This window comes from Exiguobacterium sp. s26 (genome assembly GCF_018618235.1).
Taxonomy (GTDB): domain Bacteria; phylum Bacillota; class Bacilli; order Exiguobacteriales; family Exiguobacteriaceae; genus Exiguobacterium; species Exiguobacterium chiriqhucha.
This window is the reverse complement of sequence record NZ_JACSLS010000005.1, coordinates 217861-236809: the sequence shown is the minus strand read 5'-3', so window position 1 is coordinate 236809 and position 18949 is coordinate 217861. Positions and strand designations below refer to the sequence as shown.

General features: G+C 53.3%; 14 protein-coding genes. 5 read left to right on the top strand and 9 right to left on the bottom strand.

Annotated features, from left to right (window positions below; translation table 11 throughout):
* Positions 1-3 precede the first annotated feature (3 nt).
* The gene (rluF, locus tag KNP82_RS10305; protein ID WP_021067926.1) at positions 4-714 is read right to left on the bottom strand and encodes a 23S rRNA pseudouridine(2604) synthase RluF; all 711 of its coding nucleotides are present in this window, start codon (positions 712-714) and stop codon (positions 4-6) included.
* Between the two features lie 96 nt (positions 715-810).
* Here rluF and KNP82_RS10300 point away from each other — a divergent pair, with 96 nt between their 5' ends.
* A complete protein-coding gene (locus KNP82_RS10300) occupies positions 811-1620 on the top strand; it encodes a hypothetical protein (RefSeq protein ID WP_214715290.1) in 810 nt (269 codons plus the stop codon).
* Here the strand turns inward: KNP82_RS10300 and KNP82_RS10295 are convergent.
* On the bottom strand, positions 1608-2267 hold the full coding sequence (locus tag KNP82_RS10295; protein ID WP_029596392.1) for a C39 family peptidase: 660 nt from the start codon (positions 2265-2267) through the stop codon (positions 1608-1610). The two genes, KNP82_RS10300 and KNP82_RS10295, sit on opposite strands and share 13 nt — an antisense overlap.
* A gap of 72 nt (positions 2268-2339) precedes the next feature.
* On the bottom strand, positions 2340-3716 hold the full coding sequence (locus KNP82_RS10290) for a YjiH family protein (protein ID WP_214715282.1): 1377 nt from the start codon (positions 3714-3716) through the stop codon (positions 2340-2342).
* 273 nt (positions 3717-3989) lie between these two features.
* Between KNP82_RS10290 and KNP82_RS10285 the strand changes: the two genes are divergently transcribed.
* Positions 3990-4982 (top strand): LLM class flavin-dependent oxidoreductase, encoded by a 993-nt coding sequence (locus KNP82_RS10285; protein WP_029596391.1) that lies wholly within the window; start codon positions 3990-3992, stop codon positions 4980-4982.
* Between the two features lie 43 nt (positions 4983-5025).
* Here KNP82_RS10285 and KNP82_RS10280 read toward each other — a convergent pair whose 3' ends face one another.
* Entirely contained in the window at positions 5026-5337 is a 312-nt protein-coding gene (locus tag KNP82_RS10280; RefSeq protein WP_029596390.1) for a hypothetical protein, read from the bottom strand.
* A gap of 153 nt (positions 5338-5490) precedes the next feature.
* On the opposite strand from KNP82_RS10280, the gene KNP82_RS10275 reads away from it, so the two are divergent.
* The 3 genes from KNP82_RS10275 to KNP82_RS10265 are packed head-to-tail and all read left to right on the top strand — an operon-like array spanning position 5491 to position 10015.
* Positions 5491-8673 (top strand): EAL domain-containing protein, encoded by a 3183-nt coding sequence (locus KNP82_RS10275; RefSeq protein WP_214827855.1) that lies wholly within the window; start codon positions 5491-5493, stop codon positions 8671-8673.
* A gap of 44 nt (positions 8674-8717) precedes the next feature.
* Positions 8718-9578: an MBL fold metallo-hydrolase gene (locus KNP82_RS10270; protein ID WP_214827852.1), complete on the top strand. Its 861-nt coding sequence runs from the start codon at positions 8718-8720 to the stop codon at positions 9576-9578.
* Entirely contained in the window at positions 9578-10015 is a 438-nt protein-coding gene (locus KNP82_RS10265; protein WP_214827849.1) for a GNAT family N-acetyltransferase, read from the top strand. Before KNP82_RS10270 ends, KNP82_RS10265 begins: the two co-directional genes overlap by 1 nt.
* A gap of 30 nt (positions 10016-10045) precedes the next feature.
* Here the strand turns inward: KNP82_RS10265 and guaC are convergent, their stop codons facing one another.
* The 5 genes from guaC to KNP82_RS10240 all read right to left on the bottom strand — a co-directional run bounded on the left by guaC (position 10046) and on the right by KNP82_RS10240 (position 18931).
* Positions 10046-11029, bottom strand: a complete 984-nt coding sequence (gene guaC / locus KNP82_RS10260; RefSeq protein WP_214827846.1) for a GMP reductase — start codon at positions 11027-11029, stop codon at positions 10046-10048.
* A gap of 201 nt (positions 11030-11230) precedes the next feature.
* Entirely contained in the window at positions 11231-13288 is a 2058-nt protein-coding gene (locus tag KNP82_RS10255; RefSeq protein WP_029596385.1) for a PAS domain S-box protein, read from the bottom strand.
* A gap of 109 nt (positions 13289-13397) precedes the next feature.
* On the bottom strand, positions 13398-14582 hold the full coding sequence (locus KNP82_RS10250) for an MFS transporter (protein ID WP_131471984.1): 1185 nt from the start codon (positions 14580-14582) through the stop codon (positions 13398-13400).
* A gap of 145 nt (positions 14583-14727) precedes the next feature.
* Entirely contained in the window at positions 14728-16737 is a 2010-nt protein-coding gene (locus tag KNP82_RS10245; protein ID WP_214827843.1) for a catalase, read from the bottom strand.
* 109 nt (positions 16738-16846) lie between these two features.
* The gene (locus KNP82_RS10240) at positions 16847-18931 is read right to left on the bottom strand and encodes a heparinase II/III family protein (RefSeq protein WP_214827841.1); all 2085 of its coding nucleotides are present in this window, start codon (positions 18929-18931) and stop codon (positions 16847-16849) included.
* Positions 18932-18949: the final 18 nt, after the last annotated feature.

The following is an 18949-nucleotide window of genomic DNA, read 5'->3' as shown; positions in this document are numbered from 1 at the left end:
GTTTTAATACCATTCTTTCGGTTCGTAATTCAATTCGCGGAACAACTGCTCGCGCTCTTTCTTCGACAGGTCGCGCCATTGTCCGGGCGGGAGCTTGCCGAGCGTGATGTTCATGACACGTACGCGCTGAAGACGGTACACCTCGTAGCCGAGCGCTTCACACATGCGACGGATTTGGCGGTTGAGTCCTTGCGTCAGCGTGATGTTGAAATCGAACTTCGACAGTTGGTGGACTTTACACGGCAACGTCTTCTGGCCGAGGATTTTGACGCCGGCTTCCATCTGTTCGACGAACTCCGGGGTAATTGGCTTATCGACCGAGACGATGTATTCTTTCTCGTGCTCGCCCTCGGCGCGAAGGATTTCGTTGACGATATCACCGTCGTTCGTCATCAAGATGAGCCCTTCCGAGTCTTTATCGAGACGGCCGATATTGAAGATGCGTAGCGGGTGGTTGACGAGGTCGACCAAGTTGCCCTTGACTTTCTTCTCGGTCGTGCTCGTGATCCCGACCGGTTTATGGACGGCGATATAGACGTTGTTTCGTGCGACGCGGGCGGCCGAACCGTTGACGAGCACTTCGTCTCCTGGGTTCACTTGGTCGCCGATTTTCGCTTTCTTCCCGTTGATGGTGACCCGTCCTTCTTCGACGAGACGGTCGGCTTGGCGGCGGGACGCCTTGCCGGATTCACTGATGAATTTGTTGATACGCATAGATCCACGTCCTTTTTTTGGCTTCGTCCTCTCACTATAACTTATTTTACATGTGCCTGAAAGCGGGAAACGACCGAGTAGAGAGGATGTGGCACGATGGATCAGGCATGTGTGCTATTGCAAGACGCAATTCGATTTCAACAAGCGCTCATGACGTCGTCGTTTCAGGCGGAACTGATTGATGGCGCCTCGCCGGTCTTATGGTATGGGCGCCCGACGGAGCAACAGTGGCTCACCGTCGGGACGAACCCGTCGCGCGGCGAATTTTACGAACGGGACGGCACCGTCAGAAGTGGGGAATCGCAAAAGTTCTATTGGCGTGACGAATCACTCGATACCTACTTACAAGATGAAAGTGCGCTCGAAGCGACGCTTGACTATGCTGCGACTTACTTTGAGGGCGGACGGGCGACGACGAGTTGGTTCGGCAAACCGGGCGGGGCGAAGCTCGAGGCTCTGCTTGAGGGCATGGGACGCTCATTCTACGATGGGTCGGCACTCCATATCGACTTCTTCAAATATGCGACGTCGCGTCAGATGGGCCAATTGCAGACGGGACGCCAGTGGATGGAGCACCCGACATCGCTCGATTTGCTCGAACGGACGATTCGTTATGTGACCCCGTCCCGTTTGATCGTCCTGGGGCGGGATAACTGTGCGGCATTTACTGGGTTCACGCACAGTGAACGGCTCGACGCGTATCCGAGTGCCCGGTTCGAACTCGGTTATCACATGACGCTCGGTATCCCGATAATCGGGTTACATTTCAAACCGTCTGAAGTGTTCGTCGGTCTCGGGAACGGTCGAGACGCGTTCGGGCTTCACCATGGCTCGTATGCGAAACGGGAGCATCTGATGCAAATCGGGGCGGCCATCGAAGCGAGCGCTCGTCGTTATTTTGGCTGAACGTCAAGCTTTGGCGGCTGGACGCGTGTGATACTGCCCCAAAAGTTGAACTCGTTGAAATCGATATAGCGGATGTCGCGGGAGCGGTTATCGAGCACCTCGAGCAAGATGACGTCTGGAAAGCCGGGCTTGTGGAAGATGATGTACCCGATTCCGGTCACGGAGTGATTTTTATAAAATCCGTTCGCCATATTCAAGATGAAGGGGCGGTCGGCCGCGAGTTCACGCTCGAATGTCGACCATTTCCATAGATAACGTGAGCTGCTGTGCCCTTTGTAGCCGTAATGGGCCCATAGTTTCGTGACGATCGTACTGATTCGAGTCGGCGGTGTGCCTTTCTCGTCTTTGAACTGATGGGCGAGCGCAATCTCACGCGCGTCTCGTTGAATCTCGATTACGTCCTCTGGGATGCGCTCATAGCCAAGGTCATGGTAATAGCGGAAAATGGCCGTCATCGAGGTGAGCGTACAATTGTTCTTGCCCCCGCTGAACGCTTTTTGAAGCAACACTGGAACCCCGCTGATGCGCTTCTCGCTTTTGACCGTCCAATGGCCGTGATAGCGGTCGTTCACGTAGGCCTTAGGGTCGATGATTCCAGCATAGCCTTTCTTCGCTACTTCGAGCTGTCCGGCATAATGTTCGTCCATGACGCACCTCCCTTTTTCTTTATTATACAAACAACGCCCGTCCTCTGGAATGAGAGAACGGGCGTGTCGTCGTCAAAAGATGAGATGGGCGATCCCGACGATAATCGGTAACGTGATGATCGTCCGCAACAAGAAGATGAGGACGAGATCGAAGAACGAGATTGGCAATTTTGAGCCGAGCAACAATCCACCGACCTCAGACATGAAGATGAGCTGGGTGACGGACACACAGGCGATGACGAATCGCGTCAACTCGCTCTCGATGCCGCTGCCGAGCACGGCTGGTAAGAACATATCGGCGAACCCGACGACCATCGTTTGGGCCGCGGCCTCTGCTTCTGGCACTTGCAACAGCATGAGAATCGGTTCGAACGGTTTGCCGAGAATCGTGAACAATGACGTGTGCTCGGCGATGACGAGCGCAATCGTTCCGACGGCCATGACGACCGGCAAAATGCCGAGCCACATGTCGAGCACGTTTTGGAACCCGTCTTTGAACGTGGCGCCGGCGCCTTTACTCGATTTTGATTTGAGCAACGCTTGACGTAGTGCCCAGACGCGCATTGGGACATTCGCCGGCACCGGTTCTTCCGATTTCAATTCCGTTTTTTCATATGCCGTGTCGGGCTTACGGGACAACGGATAGATGCGCGGCATGATGAGCGCGGCGACGATACCAGACAAGATAATAGTTCCGTAATAATGCGGGAAGTAGGCGTCGAGTTTCATGTACGACAAGATGACGATTGTGAACGTGATCGAGACGACAGAGAACGTCGTGGCGATAATCGAGGCTTCCCGTTTCGTGTAGTAGCCTTCTTCATATTGTCTTGTCGTCAATAAAATTCCGATTGTGGCGTCCCCGACCCAAGACGCGAGCGCGTCAAGCGAGGCCCGACCCGGTAGACGGAACAGCGGGCGCATCACTTTGATGAGCATCGTGCCGACGAACTCGAGCAATCCGAAGTTCAACAGGAGTGGCAATAACATCCCGGCGAACAGGAACGTCGCGAACAAAATCGGGATTAAGTCATATAACAACAACCCACCCGTGAACTCGGACGTGATCGCCTCGGGACCGATGACGAGTAATGTCATGACGCCGGCGATGAAACCGATGACGCGCATTACAAACCAGAACGGTGTGACGTTGAATAACGTGTTCATGTGTGGACGCTCTAAAATGAACGCCGGTTTGACCGCGTACGTGATGAGTGAACCGACGACCGAGATTCCCATCATGATGACGGCAATCGTCGGTACGAAGTCGCCAATCAAATCAATCAGCCAGTTCGATAAAAAGGCAACGGGAATGGTGAACCCGTCACCAGACGGGATTGGGACGATGAAGAATAGAATCCCGATTAACGATGGAATGATGAATTTCATGTAATCTGCTGATGTGAATCTGGGCCCGTCATGACCGGACCGGTTTGGTGTGTGATTCATTCAATTTACCCCTTTTCCCCGAAAGTGTAGTGTGCGCTTCACTGGCACGTCCCCATCGTGCGTTACGTGAATTGCTATGAAGGAATAGCTTCTTCTCGTTCATTATAGAGAAGTGAACATCCAGCAGGCAACAACCCGTTGTAATTTTCTGAAAAAAGAAAGCGTTCTCAAGAGCGAACTATTCGTATTCTCCGGCTCACTTTAGTATGATGACGGCGAGTCTTACAAAATCGAGATATTCACCATATATACTTTAGGAACGGAGCGATACAGATGAGATTAAGTGTATTGGATCAAGCGCCGGTGACATCCGGACATACGTCAGAACATGCGTTACAAAGTGCGGTCGAACTGGCCCAATTGGCAGAAGAGCTCGGCTATTACCGGATGTGGATGGCCGAACATCACGGCGGCATGTCGTTCGCTAGCTCGGCACCGGAAGTCGTCGCGGCTTATATTGCGGCCAAGACAGAACGAATTCGTCTTGGGTCAGGTGGCATCATGATGATGCACTATTCACCGCTCAAAATGGCCGAAGTATTCAAGACGCTCAGTGCGCTCGCACCGGGCCGCATCGACTTTGGAGTCGGGCGGGCACCGGGTGGAGACGCCAACGCCATTTACGCGATGTCGCAAGGGCAAAAACCGATGATGGACGGCCTGTATGAAAAACTCGGGACGACACTCCAACTCATCAACGATGAGGCGCCGGAAGAACGATGGTATAAGAATACGCCGGCAGCGCCGACGGGGGTGAAGCTCCCTGAGGCATGGCTCCTCGGGTCGAGCGGGAACAGCGCCATCCAAGCAGGACGGATGGGGCTCGGCTATTCCTTCGCTCAATTCTTCAATGGGGAACTGAGTGTCGCGGCGCTTGACGCGTATCGTCAGCACTTCACCCCGTCCGCTTTCATGGAGAAGCCGGACATCAGCGTCACGTATCTCGTCACGACGGCCGAGACGGAAGAAGAGGCCGAGTATTTGGCACGTCCATCCGATCTATCGCGCCTGTTCTTGATGAAAGGCCAGCTCCGCCAATTGATGAGTCCGGAGGCAGCACACGACTATCCGCTCACCGAAATCGACAAGATTCAAATCGCCAACAACCGAAAAATCCATCTCGTCGGGACACCGAAGCAGATTGCGACGCAACTGCAGGAAGAATCAGCCCATTATGGATTTGATGAGGCGATGATTTGCAGCATCCAGCATACACAAGAGAGCCGCTTGAACGTCTATCGGTTGCTCGCCAAAGAACTTCTATGACGAACACTGCACCGGTCCTAACGGGGACCGGTGCAGTTTTTGATTAGAGGAACAGTTGCATGAGCACGAACAAAGCGACAAGCCCGCCAAGCGAGAAGGTAAAGAAAACGGCGACCGAACGTTCGTGATTGCGTAAGATCGTATACACCCCCACGACGAACGCACCGAGTGTGGCGGCGATGGCCAACATCGATACGATAGCCGCCCACGTGTTGTCGAATAACGTGTCGAAGTTGAACGGTTGAGCGGATTGGACGATGAGAGCAGACACGAGTAAGAGCACGAACACCGCAAGCAACAAGAGGACCGACCATTTTCCGGGCCGTGTCTGTGGATAGACGTTTCGACTGAGCATGATGGTTCACCTCATTTTTGCGACTTTTACTTATCTATACCCGATTATTACCCGCTCGTTAAAAACGTCTTCCCCTTTTTTTAAACGGTTTCGTGAACAAGACCGGCTAAAACCACTAAACTAGAAGAAACGGAGATTGCCTGGAGGTACAGTATGCAGCAGATGAAGATCGATCCGCACTATTTGTTTGACGTATTCGTTCAATTATACCGGATGGTGTTTTTGATGGAAGTGACGCCTGAGGGATATCGGTACGCACGCGTCAGTGAACAGGGGAAACTGGCGTCCTCGCTCCCGGACGATGTGAGTGGCTTGTATTTACATGATATGTATGCGGACGATGTCGCCAACGAGTTAATCGTGCATTATGACGAAGTCGTCGCGACGCGCGCACCGGTCTATTTCATGTCACAAATGAATATCGAGACCAATACGGCCCGTTTTGCTTCCTCCGTTCTCATGCCGCTCGAAGATGAGGCGGGTAACGTGCGCTATGTATTAGGGCTGACGACCGATTTGTCGGAAGAGGCAGAAATGAAGCTATTGAGTAGCATCGAGAACATCGATTATTTGACCGGGATGCCAAACTTGATGAAAGTGAAGCTCGAGCTCGAGAAGCTGTTCACGAAACAAGAAGGAGCGGAAGCGACGAGTGTTATGCGCTTGCACATCAATCGCTTTAAAATCATCTTATCCCTTCAAGGTGTGGAACAGTCCCATCGCCTGATTAAAGAGATGACGCGGCACTTATCGGACCTGTTGCCGAAAGGATCGATTATCGGACGCGTAGACGGGGAAGATTTTATCGCTGTGCTGCCCTACACCTCAATCGAGACGGCGACGATACATGGCGAACGATTGCTTGCGGCCATTGCAGCGTACACGTACCAAGTGGCCGAGACCGAGTTCGCTTTATCCGGTTGTCTCGGAATCAGCGCGGGGAGCGAGGACGCCGACCGGGTCATCATGAATGCGTCAACGGCGCTCCTCGAAGCGAGACAAGCGGGCAAGCAAATCATCAAAGTGTACGAAAAGGACGATTACGTCCAACATTATATCGATGAGATGACGATTGAGATGGAACTCATCAAGGGACTGAAAGCAGATGAACTGAGCGTCGTCTATCAACCGAAAGTTGGCTGTCAGGACGGGATGGTTCATTTTGAGGCGCTCGTGCGGTGGCATAGTGCGGCGCTCGGTAACGTCTCACCGGAAACGTTTATTAAGATTGCCGAAACGTCGCTCTTGATTGAAGACATTACCGGGTTCGTTTTCGACCGTGTCTGTCGTGACATGATCGAGCAACCGGACCTGTTTGCAGGGCGACGTGTCGCGGTCAATGTATCCCCGGTGTTGTTTCGGCAAGACTATATCAAACAGTTATTACAGGTGCTCGCGACATACGGGTTGAGACCAGAACAGTTCGAGTTTGAGATCACGGAACATACGCTCATGCAAGAACCGCTCCTTGGCATTCAGACGGTCGACTATTTGAAAACGAAAGGCTTTCGCGTGTTGATTGACGACTTCGGCGTCAGCTACTCTTCCCTCAATTACTTGAAGATGTTTGAAATCGACGGCATTAAAATCGACCGCTCATTCATCAGTCAATTAGATAAAGACAACGGCCTGAAAGAGTATGAAATCGTCAAATTGATTGTCTCACTCGCTAAAAAATTGAATTTAGAGGTCACGGCCGAGGGGGTCGAGACAGAAGCACAGTATCGGGTGATGGAACAGCTCGGTTGTGATGAGATTCAGGGGTATTTCTTCAGTCGTCCGCTCCCGCTGAATGATCTCCAACAGGCGCTCGATGCGCTCGTCTATCAACATGCGGCGCTACGGCAACTCGAGTTGGCCACGACTTCTCCGTCGACGGTACTTGATGAGCAAGAAGCCGAGCGATTGAAGACGATTCTGCGCCTTGAGATTTTAAACACTCCGCGAGAGGAGCGCTATGATCGGATTACGCGACTTGTCGCGCGCACGCTGAACATGCCGGTCGCGCTCATCTCGATTTTGACGACAGACCAACAATGGTTCAAGTCCTGCGCGGGTCCCTTGCTTGAGAGCCCACACGTGGACCGGGAATGGACACTGTGTGATCGGGTCGTGACTGGCCAATCGTCGGTTGTCATCGAGGATGTGCAGACGTCTGAGGCCGGGACAAACAATCCGTTGCTTGAAAACCTCGGTTTTTATGCCGGTGTTCCGCTCACGACGCGAAGCGGACATGTCATCGGTACGCTTTGTGTAACGGACGAACGAGCTCGCACGTTTGACGAGGCAGCGTTGCAGTCGCTTGAAGATTTCGCGCGTTGGGTCATGGCTGAAATCGAATTGACGGAACAGGCACGGGCCCAGGCACAACGTCAACAGACGCTCGAGTCACTTTATGAGGTGACGGCACTTCATGAACCGTTCGGCAATAAACTAAAACGGATTCAGACGGTGCTCCGCGGCTGGATCGGCTATTCCCATGCCGTCGTCTTCTCGACGGAGTCGAAACATCGCGTCTTATCCGAGGACGGGGAAGGCAAGCTCGACTGGACGAGTGATGCCCTGCAACAACTTCATGCTTTGACGACAATCGGGCACCAAAAATTAGGTCGTGCCGAACTTGTGATCGATGGAATCGAGTTTAGCTCGATGATCAGTCTGCCGTTGTCCAATGATGGCAAGACGTTCGGTTGGGTCGTGTTCTTGGCCGAACAGGGTAGCTTGAACGACATAGTCGACGCAGCGACGATCAACGAGATGACGGATACGATATTGCTCGTGACCCGGTGGATGGAGAACGAGATTCGGCGCGAACGTAAGCATCAGGAAGTCATCGAACTCATCACCCAAGACAGTTTGACGAAACTGGCGAACCGGCACTCGTTCATGACCGACATGAGACAAAAGATGAATCGGAAGCAGTCGGTCGTGCTGTTGTTCATCGATTTGGATGATTTTAAACAAGTAAACGATTCCTACGGTCATCTGATCGGGGATGAAGTGCTCATCGAGACGGCACGACGGATTCGCTCATTCAGTCAAACGTATGACGGGAAGGCGTATCGCTTCGCGGGCGACGAGTTTTTAATCGTCATCGATACGGAGCGAGAAATAGTCGAGGCAGACCGATTTGAGGAGTTAAACCATCTCATTTCCCAGGAAATGAACGTCGGAGATGGCTTATCCTTGCGGTTGTCGGCCAGTATCGGCGTCGCTTGCTCACAAGACCACGCTTCGCTCGATGCGATGATCCATCACTCGGATGCGGCGATGTATGTCGCCAAAAAATGCGGGGGAGATGGCTATTACGTGTACGACTCACATCAAGAAAATTGATACGGAGGCATTTAAAGTATTACAGATGAAGGAGGGGGCCAATCATGCAGTCACTTAAACAGCATTCGGACCGATTTTGGTATATGGACCCGGTCGCGGAGACCGATCGTCCCATTTTAGGGGCTGTCGTCGGCGACATCCATACGCTCATGATTGATGCGGGGAACTCTGAGGCGCACACGAATTTATTTCTAGACGCCTTGACCGAGCGGGGCATCAAACGACCGTCAATCGTCACGTTGACGCATTGGCATTGGGATCATATCTTTGGATTGTCGGCGCTGACTGACACCGTCTCCATCGCAAGCACGGCGACAAAAGCCGGGATGGAACGGTTGCTGCCCTATGCGTGGGACGATGCTTCCTTAGCCGACCGGGTCGAAGACGGACGAGAGATTGCGTTTTGTGCGGAAGCGATCAAACTCGAATATGGTGCGGAGCGGTCGATGCGCGTCGTCTTACCGACGCTGACGTTCGATGATACGCTCACCCTCGACCTCGGCGGGGTACACGTCATTCTGAAGCACGTTGGTGGAGATCACGCTGCTGATGCGGTCGTCGCTTATGTGCCAGAGGAAAAGGTGCTGTTTTTAGGGGATGCCCTCTATGCGAACTTGTACGCGCCGTCTTGGAGGATGACCCCGGCACGGACATTGCGTCTCTTAGAACTACTCGATCAGTTTGAGGCCGAGGCGTACGTCTGGTCGCATGGCCAAGTCGTGACCCGTCCCGAATATGAGAAAGACCGAGACGTTTTACGCCATTTGGCCCGAATCACCACTAATTTCCCAGGAAATAAAGAAGCGATAACCGCTCAATACGAACGTCTGACAGGTCGAACCGTCGACGAAGAAACACAAGAGTTGATCTCGTTCTTCGTGAACGGTTCGAGCGAGGAAGCGTGATGGACATCAAACGAATTCACGATGAGGACGAAGCGTTTCAACAATTTTTGACCAGTCGATTGCGAACATTCAATGACGCTCATTCGGTACACCATCGCAAAATTCGCAACGCCGACGTCCCGGTCGTTCAGTTGAAAGTGGAACAGGACGGGGACGTGATCGCGGGGTTGTTCGGGAGCGTCTATTGGGGCTGGTTCGACTTGGACCGACTCTGGGTCGCGTCAGAACATGCGGGAGCTGGCCTAGGGAGCCGTCTGCTCAAGGAAGGGGAACGGTTGGCCAGTGAACTCGGGGCGACGCGCGTCAAGTTGACGACGTTCTCCTTTCAAGCGAAGACGTTTTATGAGCGCTTCGGCTATCAAGTCGCCGGCGTGCTCCATGATTATCCGCCGGGATCGGACTACTATATGATGACGAAGCAACTGACAGCTGATTGAAAAAAGGCGACTCGCGTGAGTCGCCTTTTTTCAATATACTTTATCCCCGTTAAAGATTGAATTTTTCACCATGACGTAATCGACGGTGCGCAATGCATCGAGATTGTCCCCACCCGAGTAAGAGATGGCCGATTGGAGGTCTTGTTCCATCTCGGTCAACGTGTCTTGGAGCGCCCCTTTATGCTCGACGAACACTTTCTTGCCTTCGACGTTTTTCCGTTCCCCTTTTTGGAATTCAGAAGCCGACCCGAAGTATTCTTTGAGCAATTTTCCGTCTTGTTCGAACGCCTCACCCGGAGACTCGTCGTGTCCGGCGAACAGCGAACCGATCATGACCATCGATGCCCCGAAGCGAATCGATTTGGCGATGTCTCCATGTGTCCGGATGCCCCCATCCGCGATAATCGGCTTTGTCGCCGCCTTGGCACACCAACGGAGCGCGGCGAGTTGCCACCCGCCCGTGCCGAAGCCCGTCTTGATTTTCGTGATACAGACTTTACCTGGCCCGATGCCGACCTTCGTCGCATCCGCCCCGGCATGTTCGAGTTCTTGGACCGCTTCTGGTGTCCCGACATTCCCGGCGATCACGAACGAACCTGGAAGATGGTGTTTGATATGTTGAATCATCCGGATGACCGCATTCGAGTGGCCGTGGGCGATATCGATTGTGATGAATTCCGGCGTATGTCCGGCTTCCGCGAGCATCTCGACGAAGCGATATTCGTCCTCTTTCACACCGACACTGATCGATGCATACAAACCGCGTCCATGCATATCTTCAATGAACTGAAGTCGCGTCTCCGGGTTAAAGCGATGCATGATATAGAAATAGCCGTTCTCGGCGAGTGATAACGCCACTTTCTCATCGATGATCGTTTGCATGTTGGCTGGAACGACCGGCAGTCGGAACGTGAAGCCTCCGAGCGTCACGCTCGCATCACATTCAGATCTGCTATCAACGACACATTTTGCGGGAATTAATTGAATATCTTCATAATCAAATACTTTATCCATGTTGTCACACCCCTATTTACGAACAATTTGATTTGTTGATTGGTAAATACTTCGCCCATTCGGTAATGTAACTTAAATCGAGATATATGTCAAAGGAATATGGTGATAGAAGGTAAAAATTCTTTATGATTTTCGTTTAATTGTATTTAATGTTCGTGTTTAGATGATAATTTAAAATGTTTCACGTGAAAAAAGACCGCTTTAAGAGCGGTCTTCATACACAACGTATTGATTGCGCCCGTTGGCTTTCGCCTGATAAAGGGCCAAGTCTGCCTGTTTAAGCAACAATTTCGTCGACATGCCAGCACGGTACGGGGCCACACCGATGCTTGAAGTCGTGACGAACGAATGGTTTTCTAGTTGCCATGGGTGTTGTAGGGCGGTGATCAGTTTTTCGGCCACCCGTTTTGGTGCGTCTGCTTCTGTGTAGCGGATGAGCACTGAGAATTCGTCACCGCCGAAGCGGGCGATCACATCTTGGTTGCGCAACACGTCGGTCAAACGAGCGGAGAATTGGCGCAGCAACTCGTCACCGATGTCGTGACCGAGCGTATCATTGATTTGTTTGAACCGATCGATGTCGAGCGACAAGATGGCGAGTGCCTCGTCTTCTTCTGTGAACCGTGCTAACGTCTCTTCTAAATAGGTAAGGAAGTAGCGCCGATTCGGCAAGTCGGTCAACGTATCATGATAAGCCAAATGCTTAAGCTGCTTCTCGAGCACTTTTCGTTTCATGATTTCACGCGTGACGGTCAAATAATGAAGTAGTTGCCCGCTGTCGTCATAAATCGCTTGAATCTTCGTCTCGAGCCAAATCCAACGGCCATCTTGATGCAGATGTCGGAATTCGAGCGTGAGTGGCTCGCTCGTCGCCGTCATCATCCGAAGTTGTTGTCTAACCGGTTCGACGTCGTTCGGATGGATGAAGTCGAGCGTGTTCTTGCCCTCATAGAAAGAAGGGGCATATCCGAGCACGGTTTGATGGGATGGCGAGGCGTAGCGAACTTGTCCGTCACGCTCGAGAATACAGACGAGGTCGCTCATGTTCTCCGTGATGAGACGATATTGCGTCTCGCTCTGATGCAGGGCCCGCTCCATCTCACGCTTCTCAGTCACGTCGCGCAACAAGGTCATGACGGCAGTCGTTCCTTCATAATTGATTAACAGGCTGCCGATATCCATATGCAGCTTTCGTCCAGCCGGGGTGACGAGCACGACCTCGGTGTCTTGGACCGGATCGCCTTGGCGCAACGCATGAAGGCGTGCCTTGGTCGTCTCATGATATTCCGTGGCGACGAACGTGAAAATCGATTCATTCTCGATATACCTCTCGCCAATCGTTTCTAGCGCCAAGGCGTTGGCATATAGAATCACACCGTCTTTATGGACAATAATGCCTTCAGGAATCGTTTCAATCAATTGGCGATAACGACGTTCGCTCTCCTGGGTCGCCCGTTCGGCATTCTTCTCCGGCGTATGGTCGATAATGATGGCGAACAGTCCCGTGATGTGTCCCCCGACCTCGATCGGGATGTTCAAGATGGCCAAATCAAGCCAGTCGCCCGTCTTTTGAGGTGCGGTCATGCCGTATTTATGCGGCGTTCCGGACAAGGCGAAGCGGAGGCCCTCATCGACAAGGTCCCGTTCCGACTCGGGTAGCCATGACAGAAAAGACTGCCCCAACAAGTCGGCTTCCTCGTAGCCAGTGATTTGCGTGACGGCAGGATTGACCGATTGGACACGTAATGCGTCGTCAAGAACGAAGATGCCGTGAGGTGAATAGCGTTGGAGCGATTCGTGTTGGTCTTTCAAGATAGACAGCTCGAGTTCACGACGTTTCCGGTCCGTCACTTCTCGGACAACCGAGATGACGTGCGTGCAGGCACCCGACTCATCGAAGACCGGCGTCACCTCGGATTCATAGTAATGAACCGGCAAGCGAATCTCGTGTGAGACGGACGATGTCGTATAAGACGGTTCGGCCAAGCGATAGTCCTCGAAGACGAGACTTTTTCGTTCGCGGACGGCCTGGTCATAATGGCGTGTGACGAGAGTGGCCGTCTCGGGCGGAACCATGTCCTCGACACGTTTCCCGATATCGGCATCTGTCCAGCCAATCGCCTGTCGTCCCGGTTCATTTACAAATAAGTAGCGATAAGTTGAACCGTCCACTTCCATGAAGAAGACAAAATCTGAAATTTTGTCGAACGTACGGAGCAGGACGGAGGAATAGTGTTGAATGGTCTGGTCGGCGTGCATCATGTCCCTCATTTCAATCAAAAACTTTTCGGCGCGTCATTTTCATATTACCGCAAGTTGAGACAAAATGTGTGAACATTCCAAAAAGACAGGACTGTGAAAAGTCCTGTCAGGCTGCTCGTTTCATTTCGGTCCGCTCGCGGCGGCCGTTCATCAAGTAGTAGAGGAGCACGGTGAAGCAGGCCACACCGGAAAGCAACAGATACAGCGTTGAGAAACCGGTCAACGGAATGAGCAATCCGATCAAGTAAGGGCCGAATCCAAGGCCTGCGTCGAGCGCGATAAAGAACGTCGACGTGGCCATGCCCATCCGATGGGGGTCCGCAGCCTTGACGGCGATCGCCTGCGTGCCGGACTGGATGTTGCCGAAGCCGAGTCCGATCAATGCCCCAGCGAGTAACAGCATGACGGCGTTGTTCGCTTGACTCAAGACGAGCATGCCGATGGCGAACAGGACGATAGCCGGATACATGACGACATTGGCGCCGCGTGCATCCATCAGACGACCCGTGATCGGGCGCGAGATGAGGACGGCAATCGAATAGACGAGGAAGAAGATACTCGCGGCTTCGACAAGGTCGAGCTCGCTCGCATAGAAATTAATATAGGATAGCACGCTCGAGTAGCTGAGGGCGGCGACGCCGATGATCAGCGCGATCGGTAACGCCTTCGGTTCGACAAATGCACCGAGCGAAAACCCTCGGATGACTTGCGGATTCTCAGCTTCAGGCACCTTCACGAACAAGGCGCTCCCGAGACTGATGAGACCGACGATGAGACAGGTGAGAAAGATGACCGAGAAACTCGTGTATTGGCTCATCATCAAACCGACGAACGGTCCGATGGCGGTGGCGAGCGTCGAACTCATGCTGTAATAGCCGATGCCTTCACCTTTTCGGGAGCCGGGAATGACTTGGGCGACAATCGTTCCCGTCGCCGTGCTCGACAGTCCCATCCCGAGACCGTGGACAAAGCGGGTGAACAGTAAGAAGCCGATGCCAAAGTCGAGGAAATAGAGCAAAATCGTAGCGGTGAAGAACGTGAGGCCGATTAGGAGCGTCTTGCGACGTCCAATCGAATCGATCAAGCGCCCGATAAAGAGTCGCCCGACGAGGGTCCCGATAATGAAGATGCCGGTGACAAGGCCAGCCTCGCTCGTCGAAGCCCCATATGCCGAGACGGCGTGGACACCAATCGTCACCATCAATAAGAAAAAGATGAGCGTTAAGAAGAAGTTGACGAGAGAGATGATGAGGAAGTCTTTCGTCCATAGTTTTTGTGCGGTTAAATGCATCTGCCACCCGCCTCCTGTTTCATTTGATTATAAATAGTTAATAAACATAACTAAAGCAGTATAACAAACGAAGAGGGGTTTGTCCGAACAGACGCATTCTAATCAAAAAACCGATTCGCTGAAGCGAATCGGTTACGTCAAGCATTTATTGGCGGTCCCAGAACCGGCCCTTTGCGATGCCGTCGATAAACGTATCGAAGCCATCGAGACTATGTTGTTTGAACGTGTAGACGCCAGGTTGGTCCGTCTTCACGCGGCAACGGTCGAGCACTTCATCATGATGAAGATGCAACGCGAGCGGTTTGAAGTGTTTATACGTGTTCTCGATGAACTCGAGCACGTCGTCTTCGACCGAGGTCGCGGTGCTGACGAGGAAAGCCGCATCGAACAGGCTCGAGTCGACCGTGTCGTACGTCTCTTTCACTTTAAGATCGCCGAGCGTATATGATTTCTTGCCGACGAGGCTGTAATTGACCTTATGATCGGCGAGCGCTTGCACCCACGCCTTCACTTGCGCGGCATCGACGTCTCCGGCAAGGAGGACGGCGACGCTCTTCGTGTCCGGCTTCGCAATCGTGTTGGCCATGCTGAGCGCCGGTGATGCCTTGTCCGAGACGACTTCGTTATTCTCGGCCGGGAGGTCGACACCTAGGTTGTCGGCAACGACCGAGGCGAGGTGACGGTCGATTCGATTCAACAAATCAACGACGTTCTCTTTGACCATGTCCGACTCACATTTGCCGAGCTCAAAGCTACAGGCGTCTTGAATGTGTTGCTTTTCGACGTCGGTCATGCTGTTATAAAACATCTTCGCTTGCGAGTAGAAGTCGAGGAAGCTGTCGCTCCGGCCCCGAATCTTATGGCCGTCGACTTTCTCTTGATAGTGCTCGAATCCGCCTTGGTCGGCTGGGACGGGCTCCGGTTGATTGTTGTTGAGCGCGTTTTTATGGTAGCTCGTCTGCCCTTTATGGACGGCCATCTGATGCATGCCGTCGCGCTGGTTGTTATGGAACGGACAGACCGGCTTATTGATCGGGATTTGATGGAAGTTCGGTCCCCCGAGACGTGACAGTTGCGTATCCGTATACGAGAACAGGCGCCCTTGAAGGAGCGGGTCGTTCGAGAAGTCGATTCCGGGCACGAGGTGGCCAGGGTGGAACGCGACTTGCTCGGTCTCGGCGAAGAAGTTGTCGACGTTGCGGTTGAGCATCATCTTCCCGACAAGTTTGACGGGCACATCTTCTTCCGGCCAAAGTTTCGTCGGATCGAGAATATCGAAGTCGAACTTGAACTCGTCTTCTTCGGCGATGACTTGAAGCCCGAGCTCCCATTCCGGATAGTCGCCTTTTTCAATCGCCTCGTACAAGTCGACGCGGTGGAAGTCAGCGTTCTTACCGAGCGCTTTCTGCGCTTCGTCCCAGACTTGTGAATGAACACCGAGTTTTGGTTTCCAATGGAACTTGACGAAGTGTGCCTTGCCTTCTTTGTTGACGAGACGGAACGTGTGCACACCGAACCCTTCCATCATGCGAAGGCTACGCGGGATGCCCCGGTCGCTCATCGCCCACATGATCATATGGGCCGTCTCATGGTTTTGTCCGACGAAGTCCCAGAACGTGTCGTGGGCGCTGCCGCCTTGAGGTACTTCCGTGTGCGGCTCCGGTTTCACGGCGTGGACGAGGTCCGGGAATTTGATGGCGTCTTGGATGAAGAAGACCGGCATGTTGTTCCCGACAAGGTCATAGTTGCCTTCATCAGTATAGAACTTGGTCGCGAACCCTCGGACGTCGCGCACGGTGTCCCCAGACCCACGCGAACCTTGCACCGTCGAGAAACGGACGAACACCGGCGTCACTTTCGACGGGTCGTTCAAGAAGTCGGCTTTCGTATACTCGGCGAGCGACTCATACACCTGAAACTCTCCATGCGCCCCGACGCCTCGTGCGTGCACGATACGTTCAGGAATCCGTTCGTGGTCGAAGTGCGTCATCTTTTCGCGGAAGTGGAAATCCTCGATCAATGTCGGTCCGCGACGTCCGGCTTTGAGCGAGAACTCGTCCTCGGCCATCTTCAGCCCTTGGTTCGTCGTGAGCCCGGCTTGCTGCTCGTTATCAATCGTATGTTGTTTTAACTGCTCTTCTTTCTTGTTCCCCATGTTGTTGCCTCCCCTTTAAGTATGCGCACACGTCGTAAGCCACATTTTGGCCTACTTTACGAATGTTCCCTAACACTTCAAGAAAAAACCCCCATTTTTGAAATGGAGGTTAGCGTAACATCGATAAGGTTTTCGTCTTGCCGTCCGACAGTTTGTAGCGCACGACATAGTGGCGTGACGTCGTCTGGACCGTGGCGGACGTGATTTTGGTTGTCTTCTCGCCGATATGAATCAGCGTCAAATACTCGACTTGCTTGCCACGCTTTGTCGTCACGACTTGATTGCGGCGTTGCCAGTCGTAGTCCCGATACGACACATAACTCGCACCGACGGCGACTTTCGGCGTCGTGCCGACCTCGAGTTGTAACAGATGAATCGAGCGGTTCTCGTTGTCCTTATACATGGCATGACGGCTGCCGCTCGAGACGCGATTCAAACCGGTCCCGAGATGGAATCGCTGGACGAACGAGGTCGTGGTCGGGCTGGTGATGTCATCGTATACGAGCACCGTCCCGTCGCGGTCGTAGGCGATACGACGCGTGTGCGTCATCCCGTTACCGAGCAGCCCGCTCGTTCCCGCGGCCGTCCATTGCGTCGACGCGGCACCGACCGATGTGATTTGGCTTCTCCGCAAGTTGTTCGTCGTCAAGTTAAAGCTCTTACCTGCCACATGGACGGTGTTGTGGGCCGCGGCCTGCATGACGACGCTGCGCTCGGGACGGTTCGTATAGGCGTAGCGTCCGCTCTCGACGAGGAAGTCGCGGCCATAGCCGTACAGGTCAATCGACAAATCGTCGGCGTGCTTATGGATGTTGCTATGATAGCCGGCCGTCATCATTACTTGGACCGCGTCCCGGAACGGACCAGAAGCCCCGCCCCAATGTTGACGGAAGAAGGCGTACTGGTTCGATAGCTTACCGACCCGTGTCGACGGTTGGGTTCCCGATTTCCCTTGTGTCATCGCGTAATTCAAGTGCGGATAGCGATCGATATACGGAATCGCGTCCGTGCGGTGCGTGATGGACGGGGTGTCGCCAAACATCGGCAACGTCCCGTTCGGTTTCAACATATACGTCAGCGCGCTCGGCATATCTTTGACGTCACGCATCCGGCTCGATAGGGCGAAGCGGTTGGCGGCCGCCCAGTCGTTGAAACGGGCGAGCGTGTCGTACAGATAGATTTGATAGAACGGCGAGTGCTCGAGATGGACGCCGTCCGTGCTTAAGCTGTGGTTCAACTGCTGGGTGAGCCGGTTCGTCGCGAGAGAGCGCCAGGCCGAGGAACGATAAAAGCTCCGATGTGTCTCCGCGACGGCGGTCAAGGCCATATCTTGGAACATGCCGTGATTGTTGTTCGGTTTATAAAAGCTTGGCGTCGCCAGCAGTGTCGCGTGTTCATACAGTGTCTTGGCGAACAGCTGCGAGAAGGCCGGATCGGTGTTCACCGCGGACGAGCGGAATTCATTCCAAAAATTGAGCAAATGGAACGTCCGGATGGCGGTGCCATGGTCGTGATACGGCCAGCGGTAGCGTGTATAGTTCGCGGCCGGGTATTGCTTGGTCCAACTCGTGACGATTCGCTTCCCGTAGCGGAGATAATCGTCTCGTCCGGTGGCGGCATACGCTTGCGTCAACTGGTTCAACGTCGTGAAATAATGGATTTGAAACTTGAATGACGTCGAATCGACCGCAGGGACGCTGACATCAAAACGGTATGTATCGATGTTCGGGACACGCAACTGATAGGGCGGGGACGGGATATACCAGTTCCCCTTCATGGCGGCGTCGGCCCGGGCGATGGCCGTCTTGGCGGTCAACTCATCGTAATAGTAAGGCGTCTGTCCCCGGGTGAGCGAGCGCATATACTCGTGCGTCAGCCGTGAGTAGGTCGAACCGGAAAACGTCGTCAGCGACAAGTTCGTCGCCACTAGTGTGACGGCTTGCTTTTTTACGTAGTAGATGGTTCTTCCGTCTTGAATCTTATAGTAGTGACCGGACGTACTGAGCGCCTTGAACCGCTTCGCCGCGCGCAACGTTCCTTTCGACTTGAGCGTCTTTCCGACAAATTGATAAAGCGTCGTGCCAGTAGGCGCACTCACCTCATAAGGTGAAATTGATGCGGCGTCGACCTGTCGCGGCGTCAAAGTGGCACCGATCATAACCAGAAGTAGGCATAAAAGCATCCATCGTTTCATAACGTCTTCCTTTCTCCG